Here is an 8,946-nt window from a genome sequence, read left to right as displayed (position 1 = left end):
CCTGGTGCGGGTGGTGCACCGCCGCTATCCGGCCCGCCTGCTGCTCGCCCCCGCCAGCGTGCAGGGTGCCGAGGCTGTCGCCGAGCTGTGCCGGGCCCTGGCCGCCCTGCAGCGGGTTGCCGACGTGGAGGTGATCGTGCTCTGCCGGGGTGGCGGCTCGGCCGAGGACCTCTCCGCCTTCAACGACGAGGCGCTGGCGCGGGCCATCGCCGCCAGCCAGATTCCGGTGATCTCGGCGGTGGGGCACGAGACCGACTTCACCATCGCCGATTTCGTCGCCGACCTGCGCGCGCCCACGCCTTCGGCGGCGGCGGAGATCGTCATCCAGTCCAAGCGCGAACTGGAGGAGCAGGTGGCGGGGCTGGGACAGCGGCTGGGACGCGCGGCGCGCTATCGCCTGCTCATGGCGCGGCAGGAGTTGACGGAACTGGCGCAGCACGGCGCCTTCGCGCGCATGCGCGAGCTGATCCAGCGGCGGCAGCAGCGCGTGGATGAGGCGGTCTTCGGCTTGCAACAGGGCTTCACCGCCGGCCTGGTGGAGCAGCGGCGCAAGCTGGAGGTGGCGGCGGCGCGCCTGCGCACCTTCGACCTGCGGCGTGTGCTCAGCGGCATGCGGCGGGAGATCGAGGCGCGCACCGCAGCGCTGGGCGCGGCCGCGCGCGCGGCGCTGCTGGAGCGGCGGGCGACAGCGGAGAAGCTGGGTGCGCGCCTGGAAGAGCTTTCCCCGGTGAAGATCCTCGACCGCGGCTATGCGCTGGTCTTCGACGCTTCCGGCGCGCTCATCAAGGATGCGGCGCAGGTGAAGGCGGGCGACGAGATCACGGCGCGGGTGGCACGAGGGACCATCGCGGCGACGGTGAAGAAAAGAAGCCCTTAGCCTAGCTAGCGGCCCACCATCCGTGTTCATCCGCGTCGATCCGGGGCGACGAGGTTCTCTCGCGCTTCTGGGGCGCGAATCGGGCAGTACAATATGGTAGGTTTCTAGCCCCTTCCGGGGCGAAAGGACCCCAGCAGCATGACGCAGTTATGGGAGCGGCTGCCCCAGGTGTCGGTCTGGAGCGTGATCGACATCCTGGTGGTGGCCATCGTCCTGTACCAGTTCCTGGCGCTGATCAAGGGCACGCGGGCCACGCAGATGGTGGTGGGCGTGGTGGCGCTGGCCCTGGCGGTGTATCTCGCCCGGCTGGCCCAGCTCAAGACCGTCACCTGGCTGGTGAACACGCTGCTGCCCTACGCCATCTTCGCGCTCATCGTCGTGTTTGCGGGGGAGATCCGGCAGATGCTGGCCAAGGCGGGACGCAAGCTGCTGCTCTCGCGGGCGGCGCCCGAGCTGGCCGAGGCCTACGACGACATCGTGATGGCCGCCAACCTGTTCGCGCAGAACCAGACGGGGGCGCTGATCGTGATCGAGCGCGAGATCGGGCTGAGGACCCACATCGAGAGCGGGGTGCCGCTGGACGCGCGCCTGAGCTACGACCTGCTGGCCTCCATCTTCCGTCCCAGCGCGCCCCTGCACGACGGCGCGGTCATCATCCAGAAGGACCGCATCGCGGCCGCGGCCTGCTTCCTGCCGCTCTCCATGAATCCCTTGCTCTCCACGCAGATGGGGACGCGCCACCGCGCCGGCATCGGCATCACCGAAGAGACCGACGCGCTGGCGGTGATCGTGAGCGAGGAGAGCGGGGCCATCAGCCTGGCGGTGGGTGGCACGGTGGAGCGCGACCTGACGCCGGAAGATCTGCGCGAGCGGCTGAGCGAATTGCTGCAGCGCTACCTGGCGCCGGCCACGCTGCCCACGCCCATCGCGGGCGCGTCCGGGGCGGAGGCGCCGGGGAGCGCAGCCCCGCCGGCGCGCGGCGCCCTGCCGCGCGAGAGCACGGGGACGGAGGCGGAGCGCTGAGCCATGGCCGACCTCTTCCGCCGTTACGTGCTGCACAACTTCTGGCTGAAGGTGTTTTCCCTGCTGGCCGCGACCACGCTGTGGTTCGCGGTGGCGCGCGAGCCCACCGCCGAGATCGCCTTCCGCGTGCCCATCGAGTTCCAGCACGTGCCCGAGAACATGGAGATCGCCTCGGAAAAGGTCCCGGAGGCGCAGATCCGCATCCGCGGGCCGGAGCGGCTGATCCGCGAGGTGGCGGCCTCGCAGATCCATCCTGTGATCGACCTCAGCGGGGGCCGGCCGGGGGAGCGCACCTACGACCTGAACACCGGCGAGATCAGCGTTCCTCACGGGGTGGAGGTGGTGCAGGTGGTGCCCACGCAGTTCCGCATGGAGCTGGACCAGCGGGCCACGCGCACGGTGGAGGTGCGGCCGCGGGTGACGGGCAGCTTCCCCGCCGGCTATCACCTGGAGAAGGTGACCTGCGAACCCTGGGCGGTGACGGTGATGGGCCCGGCCAAGCGGGTGAACGCTCTGGACACGGTCACCACCGACCCGGTGGACGCCACCGGGGTGGTGGGCACGCTGACCGTGCCCGCCGCGGTCTTCGTCAACGATCCCCTGGTGCGGGTGGTGCAGCCGCTGCGCGTGCGCGTGACCGTCACCACCGCCCGCAACAGCGCCGGCGGAGGCGGACGATGAGCGGCGGCGCGCGGCGGCTCTTCGGCACCGACGGCATCCGCGGAGTGGCAGGGGAGTTTCCCCTGGACGAAGCCACGGTGCTGCTCATCGGGCGGGTGCTGGGGCATCGCCTGGCGGCGCAGAGCTCGCGGGCGCGGGTGGTGCTGGGGCAGGACACGCGCGAGTCGGGTGCGCGCCTGGCCGACACCCTGGCGCGCGGCCTGGCCGAGCAGGGCGTGGAGGTGGAGAGCGCGGGCATCGCCACGACGCCCGCGGTGGCCTTTCTGGCGCGGCAGCGCGGCTTCCGCGCCGGCATCGTGATCTCGGCGTCGCACAATCCCTGGACCGACAACGGCATCAAGGTCTTCGGCCACGACGGCTACAAGCTGCCCGACCAGATCGAATTGGAGATCGAGGGCGAGATCTTCTCGCGGCTGGCGGCGCCGCAGCGCGCCGACGCCGAGCCCGCGTCGCCTTTGAAGGCGGGCTCCAGTCTGCCCGGCGACCCCGCCCTGCGCCGGGCCTATGAGGACTGGCTGTGCGGCAGCGTGGACGTGACCGGAGCGCGCGGGCTGAAGCTGGTGGTGGACTGCGCCAACGGGGCGGCCAGCGCGGTGGCGCCGGAAGTGCTGGCGCGCTGCGGCCTGCGCGCCGAGTCGCTGAACGTCGCGCCCGACGGACAGAACATCAACGATCATTGCGGGGCGCTGCATCCCGAGGTGGTGGCGCGGGCGGTGCAGGAGCGCGGCGCCGACCTGGGGATCTCGTTCGACGGCGACGCCGACCGCGCCCTGTTCGCCTGCGGCCAGGGTAGGATCGTCAACGGCGACGCCATCCTGCTGCTGGCGGCGCGCGACATGCAGGCGCGCGGCGCCCTGCGCAACCACACTGTGGTCGCCACCACCATGTCGAACATGGGGCTGGAGGCGGCGCTGGCGCGCTCCGGCATCCGCATGCTGCGCGCCCCCGTGGGCGACAAGTACGTGCTGGAGGAGATGCGCAAGAGCGGGGCCGTGCTGGGCGGCGAGCAGTCGGGACACATCCTCTTCCTCGACCAGGCCACCACCGGCGACGGCCTGCTCACCGCGCTGCGCGTGCTCGAGGTCGTGGGGCGGGCGGGCAAGCCCCTGGCCGAGTTGGTCGCCGACCTCAAGGTCTTTCCCCAGACCATCCGGAACGTGCGCGTGCGCGAGAAGCGGCCGCTGCTGGAGGTGGAGGCCATCCGGCGGGCCATCGAGGAGGCCGAGCGCCAGCTCCACGGCAACGGGCGGGTGGTGGTGCGCTACTCGGGCACCGAGCCCCTGGCGCGGGTGATGGTGGAGGCGGAGTCGGAAGCGGTCATGCGCGCCCACGCTCATGCCATCGCGGAGGCCATCCGCAGCGCCCTCGGGGCGTGAACTTCACAGGCAGCCACGGATTCTCGCGGATCTTCACGGATTTGATTCTGAGGATCTCATCCGTGAGAATCCGTGTTGATCCGTGGCTGCTTTGAAGTCGTGACGCCGGAACCACGCTCGGCATCCCTTTCCCTCTTGGAAGCATCCCACGCCCCAAGGTATCTTCTTGCAACGGCGGCGCGAAGGAAGCGCGGCCGGCGGCGGGACGGAGTGCAAGTTCGTCAGCGGCATCTTTCCATTCTGGTTGTGCTGATCGCGGTGGCCGCGCTGGCCGCTGCGGTACACACGCGGGTCGCCGCGGAAGCCGGCGTGGAGCGCGAAGCTGCGCTGGCGCGGCAAGACATTCCCCAACTGGCGGCGCGGCGCACCGTGCTCACCCAGAGCGCGGTCGAACCCGGACAGAACTTCAGCGACGTGCTCGCGGGTCTCGGCCTGGACGGTCCGACCACCTACCACATGGTGCAGGCAGCCCAGCCGGTCTTCCCGCTGCGGCAGCTCCGCCCGGGGCATCGCGTGGCCCTGGGACGTTCCGGCCTGGGCGCGCTGCGCTTCGTCCGCTACCAGATCGATCCCGAGCACATCCTCTGGATCGTCCCCCAGGAAAAAGACTTCCAGGCGCACGTCGAGACCATCTCCACTACCACCGAAGTGGCCGGGGTCAGCGGCGCGGTGAACGGCTCGCTGTGGCAGGCGGTGCTCGATGCCGGGGAGACGCCCGAGCTGGCCATGCGCCTGGCCGCCATCTTCGGCTTCGACCTCGACTTCTACAGCGACACGCGGCCCGGCGACACCTTCCGCCTGGCGCTGGAGAAGAAGCGCTTCTCCAACGGCGCCACCGCGGGCTACGGGCGCATCCTGGCGGCGGAGTACGTCAACGGCGGCAAGGCTTACCGCGCCGTGCTCTTCCACGACGCCGAAGGCCAGCCCGCCTACTACAAGGACGACGGCGCCTCGCTGCAGAAGGCCTTCCTGCGCTCGCCCTTGAAGTACGCGGCGCCCATCACCTCGCACTTCAGCCAGCACCGCTTCCATCCCATCCTGCACGAGTACCGCGCGCATCTGGGCACCGACTACGGCGCGCCCGTGGGCACGCCGGTGCAGACCATCGGGTCAGGGCGCGTGATCTACGCTGGGCGCAAAGGCGGCGACGGCATCCTGGTGGAAATCCAGCACGCCAACAGCTACCAGACCTATTACCTGCACCTCTCGCAGGCGCTGGTGCGCGTCGGGCAGCACGTGGAGCAGGGACAACTGATCGGGCGGGTGGGCGCCACCGGGCTGGCCACCGGACCGCACCTGGACTTCCGCATCGCGCAGAAGGGCAAGTTCATGAACTTCGAGAAGCTGCGGCTGCAGTTGCCGCCGGCCAACCCGGTGTCGAAGAAGGACTGGCCGGAGTTCGCGCAGGTGCGCGACCAGGAACTGGGGCAGTTGCCGGCAGCGCCGGCCACGCAGGCGGGCGTGGCGCGGCGCGCGGCCGCCCTGGCGGCCTCGGCCAACGGGCGCTAGTTTCGCCCTGTCCCTCGCTTCCCGCCTCGCTGCGCTCGGCGCCGTTCGGGACGGGGGTTCCTCCGCCGCTTGCCCAGGTCTTCGTCCTGGGCTATTGCCAATCGTCCCTGCGGGACGAGGGGCGGGCTCCTATGCCACGGCTGAAGAACGACTCCTCCGAAAAACGCAAGGTCCTTCGACTCGCGCTGCCTTGCGGCAAAGCCGCAAGGCAGCGCTCGCTCAGGATGACACTCCTAAAGACTTCTCTTGACCTGCGTTCATCCGCGCTGATCCGCAGCGAAGACGCTAGTCCAGGTCGCGCCAGTTAGGGCCGGCGCCGATTTCGACCAGCAAGGGCACGCGCAGCTTGTGGGCGTTCTCCATCTTGTCCTTGACCAGGGCGCGCACTTCTTCCAACTCTTCCTTCGGCACCTCGAAGACCAGTTCGTCGTGGACCTGGAGGGTCATAACGGTCTTGAGCTTTCGCCGGGCGAGTTCGGCGTCGATCTGGATCATGGCCAGCTTGATGAGGTCGGCGGCGGTACCCTGCAGCGGCGAGTTCACGGCAGTGCGCTCGGCGAAGCCGCGCAGGTTGGGGTTCTTGGAGTTGATGTCGGGGATGGGGCGGATGCGGCCGAAGAGGGTGCGCACCACCTGCTGCTTGCGGCATTCGGCGATGGTCTGGTCGATCCAGCGGCGCACGCCGGCGTGGGCCTCGAAGTAGGCGTCGATGAACTTGCGCGCCTCGCCCTGCTCGATGCCCAACTGCTGAGCCAGGCCGAAGGCGGAGAGCCCGTACACGATGCCGAAGTTCACCACCTTGGCGGCGCGGCGCTGGTCGTCGGTCACCATGAGCGGGGGCACGCCGAAGACGCGGGCCGCGGTCTGGGCGTGGATGTCGTCGCCGCGGCGGAAGGCCTCGGTGAGCAGCTTGTCCTCGGAGAAGTGCGCCAGCAGGCGCAATTCGATCTGCGAGTAGTCGGCGGAGAGCAACAGGTTGCCGGGCTCGGCGATGAAGGCGGCGCGGATCTCGCGCCCCAGCTCCGTGCGCACGGGGATGTTCTGCAGGTTGGGATTGATGGACGACAGGCGGCCGGTGGCGGTGGAGGCGGGATTGAAGGTGGTATGCAGGCGCTGGTCGGCGGGGCTGACCAGCGCGGGCAGCGCGTCCACGTAGGTGGATTTGAGCTTGGCGAGCTGGCGGTACTCCAGCACCTTGCGCGGGACCTCGTGAGTAAGCGCGAGCTCCTCCATCACGTCCACCGCGGTGGAGATGGTTTTGCCCTTGCCGTACTTCACCGGCTTGGGCAGGTTGAGCTTGTTGAAGAGGACGTCGCCCAGTTGCTTGGGAGAGTTGATGTTGAACTCGTGCCCGGCGAGAGAGTGGATCTCCTTGGCCGTGGCCACGACCTCACGCTCCAGGCGCGCCGACATCTTGCCCAGCACGGCGGTATCGATCTTCACGCCCGCCTGCTCCATGCGGACAAGAACGGGGATGAGCGGCAGATCGATCTCGTCGTAGAGCTGGAGCAGGCCGGCCTCTTCGATCTCGTGGCGCAGGGCGGCGGCGAGGCGACCGGTGAAGTCGGCGGCCTGGGCCAGGTCGCCCGAGAGGTTCAGGCTGAAGCGGCGCAGCACGGCGTCGGCGAGACCATGCTTGGCGGTGGTGGGATTGAGCAGGTAGGAGAACAGCAGCGAATCGTCGCGCACGCCTTCGAGCGCGACACCCAGGGCTGCGAGCGCGTGGCGCGCGGCCTTGGAGTCGTGCACCGCCTTGGGCAGACCGGGATCGGCGAGGGCGGCGCGAACGCGTTCGGCGGCGGGGCCCTTCTCCAATGAGACGGTGAGCGCGGCGCCGGGCGCGGCCGAGATGGCCAGCTTCCTGTCCTCGGGCACGGGCGGCGCCAGCGGCAGCTTGCCCTTCTTCGCCGTCGGCTCTTCTTCCTCCTCTTCCTCTTCTTCTTCGGCCTCGAGGGCGGACTCGACGGCCACGGCGAGTGCGGCGCCCTTGGGCAAGGACGCGAGCACAGCCTCGACGTCGGCGGCGGAGCGGGCCTCCGCATACTCGGTCTTCGAGACCTCGAGCGAGGGCGCCAATTCGCGCAACATGCCGGTGAATTCCAGCTCGGTGAAGAGGGTGCGGGCGGCCTCGACGTCGGGGGGCTGCGGGCGCATGGCCTCGAGGTCGAGCTCCACCGGCACGCTGGTCTCGATGGTGGCCATCTGCTTGGAGAAGAGGATCATGTCGCGGTTGTTCTGGAGCGACTCGCGGTAGGTCTTCTTCTCGACCTCGGCGGCGCGTTCCAGGGCGGCCGAGAGCGAGCCGAAGCGCCGGATGATCTCCACCGAGCCTTTGTCGCCGATGCCGGGCGCGCCGGGGATGTTGTCCACCGAGTCGCCGCGCAGTGCCATCACGTCCACCACCTTTTCCGGTGGCACGCCCAGGATCTCTTCCACCTTGGCGGGATCGCAGATGAGGTTGTCCTTGGGCGGGTTGAGGACGTGGACCTTGTCGGTCACGAGCTGCAGCATGTCCTTGTCGCTGGAGACGACGAAGACGGGATGGGAGCGCGCGGCGGCCTGGCGGGCGAGCGTGCCGATGAGGTCGTCGGCCTCGTAACCCTGCATCTCCAGGATGGGAATGCGGAAAGCCTCGAGCGCGCGGCGGATGTAGGGAATCTGCTGGTTGAGGTCGGGCGGGGTCTCGGCGCGCGTGGCCTTGTAGCCCTTGTACTCGACCTCCTGGAAGGTCTGCGACTTGATGTCGAACTTGCGGACTGTGGAGACGGCGGCGGCCTGCTGGTCGCGGAAGGTGGGCCCGGCGACGTCGAAGACGGCGGCCAGGTATTCGGGGCGGAAGTCGGCGATGAGCTTGCGCAGCATGTTGACGAAGACGTAGGTGGCGGCGGTGGGCAGGCCGCTGCGCGTGGACATGGGCCGCTGGCGCGCCATGGCGTGGTAGGCGCGGAAGATCAGCCCCATGGCGTCGATGAGGAAGACGGGGGGCTTGGCGGCGGATTGAGGCTTCGCGGGCAAGGGCAAGTTTATTTAACCACAGAGGACACAGAGGATTGACCGATTGACGATTGACTCATTGACGATCATCGAGTGACGGAGCTGCCACGCTTTTTCAATCGTCAAACGTCAATGATCCAATCGTCAATCACTCAATGAGCATGCAGTCGCCGTAGGAATAAAAGCGGTAGCGCTCCTGGACGGAGTGCTGGTAGGCGGCGAGGACGCGCTCGCGTCCGGCGAAGGCGGCCACCAGCATAAGCAGCGTGGACTGCGGCAGGTGGAAGTTGGTGAGCAGAGCGCCCACCACGCGGAACTGGAAGCCGGGATAGATGAAGAGGTCGGAGGCGCCGGTCATGGGGGCGATGCGGCCCTCGGGCGACTGCGCCGCGGCGTACTCGAGAGTGCGGACGGTGGTGGTGCCCACGGCGACGATGCGGCGGCCGGCGCCGCGGGCGCGCTCGATGGCCCGGGCGGCGGCAGGCG

At 69.2% G+C, this 8,946-nt stretch carries 7 protein-coding genes; 5 read left to right on the top strand and 2 right to left on the bottom strand.

Going from position 1 to position 8,946, the window contains the following annotated elements; all coding sequences use genetic code 11:
• From xseA to VEG08_15845, 5 genes are all read left to right on the top strand, one after another.
• The coding region (gene xseA, locus VEG08_15865) for an exodeoxyribonuclease VII large subunit (protein ID HXZ29472.1) at window positions 1-877 on the top strand (877 nt) is incomplete at its 5' end.
• A 138-nt stretch (window positions 878-1,015) separates the two neighbouring features.
• Window positions 1,016-1,900: a diadenylate cyclase CdaA gene (gene cdaA, locus VEG08_15860; protein ID HXZ29471.1), complete on the top strand. Its 885-nt coding sequence runs from the start codon at window positions 1,016-1,018 to the stop codon at window positions 1,898-1,900.
• 3 nt (window positions 1,901-1,903) lie between these two features.
• A complete protein-coding gene (locus VEG08_15855; GenBank protein ID HXZ29470.1) occupies window positions 1,904-2,581 on the top strand; it encodes a CdaR family protein in 678 nt (225 codons plus the stop codon).
• The gene (glmM, locus tag VEG08_15850; GenBank protein ID HXZ29469.1) at window positions 2,578-3,957 is read left to right on the top strand and encodes a phosphoglucosamine mutase; all 1,380 of its coding nucleotides are present in this window, start codon (window positions 2,578-2,580) and stop codon (window positions 3,955-3,957) included. Before VEG08_15855 ends, glmM begins: the two co-directional genes overlap by 4 nt.
• 210 nt (window positions 3,958-4,167) lie before the next feature.
• Complete coding sequence (locus tag VEG08_15845) at window positions 4,168-5,466, top strand: peptidoglycan DD-metalloendopeptidase family protein (protein ID HXZ29468.1); 1,299 nt, start codon at window positions 4,168-4,170, stop codon at window positions 5,464-5,466.
• Between the two features lie 285 nt (window positions 5,467-5,751).
• Here the strand turns inward: VEG08_15845 and polA are convergent, their stop codons facing one another.
• Both polA and VEG08_15835 read right to left on the bottom strand, forming a co-directional pair.
• Window positions 5,752-8,481 (bottom strand): DNA polymerase I, encoded by a 2,730-nt coding sequence (gene polA / locus VEG08_15840; GenBank protein ID HXZ29467.1) that lies wholly within the window; start codon window positions 8,479-8,481, stop codon window positions 5,752-5,754.
• 127 nt (window positions 8,482-8,608) lie between these two features.
• A partial coding sequence (locus VEG08_15835) for an S-adenosylmethionine:tRNA ribosyltransferase-isomerase (protein ID HXZ29466.1) occupies window positions 8,609-8,946 on the bottom strand: 338 nt, incomplete at its 5' end.

The sequence above is a fragment of the Terriglobales bacterium genome (genome assembly GCA_035624475.1).
Classification (GTDB): Bacteria; Acidobacteriota; Terriglobia; order Terriglobales; family Acidobacteriaceae; genus DASPRL01.
Note: the sequence above shows the minus strand (reverse complement) of the source record. Positions and strands in the feature narration are given on the sequence as shown.

Coding starts and splice junctions, on each gene's coding strand:
- cdaA (HXZ29471.1), top strand. CDS start 1,016: ATGACGCAGTTATGGGAGCGGCTGCCCCAGGTGTCGGTCTGGAGCGTG.
- VEG08_15855 (HXZ29470.1), top strand. CDS start 1,904: ATGGCCGACCTCTTCCGCCGTTACGTGCTGCACAACTTCTGGCTGAAG.
- glmM (HXZ29469.1), top strand. CDS start 2,578: ATGAGCGGCGGCGCGCGGCGGCTCTTCGGCACCGACGGCATCCGCGGA.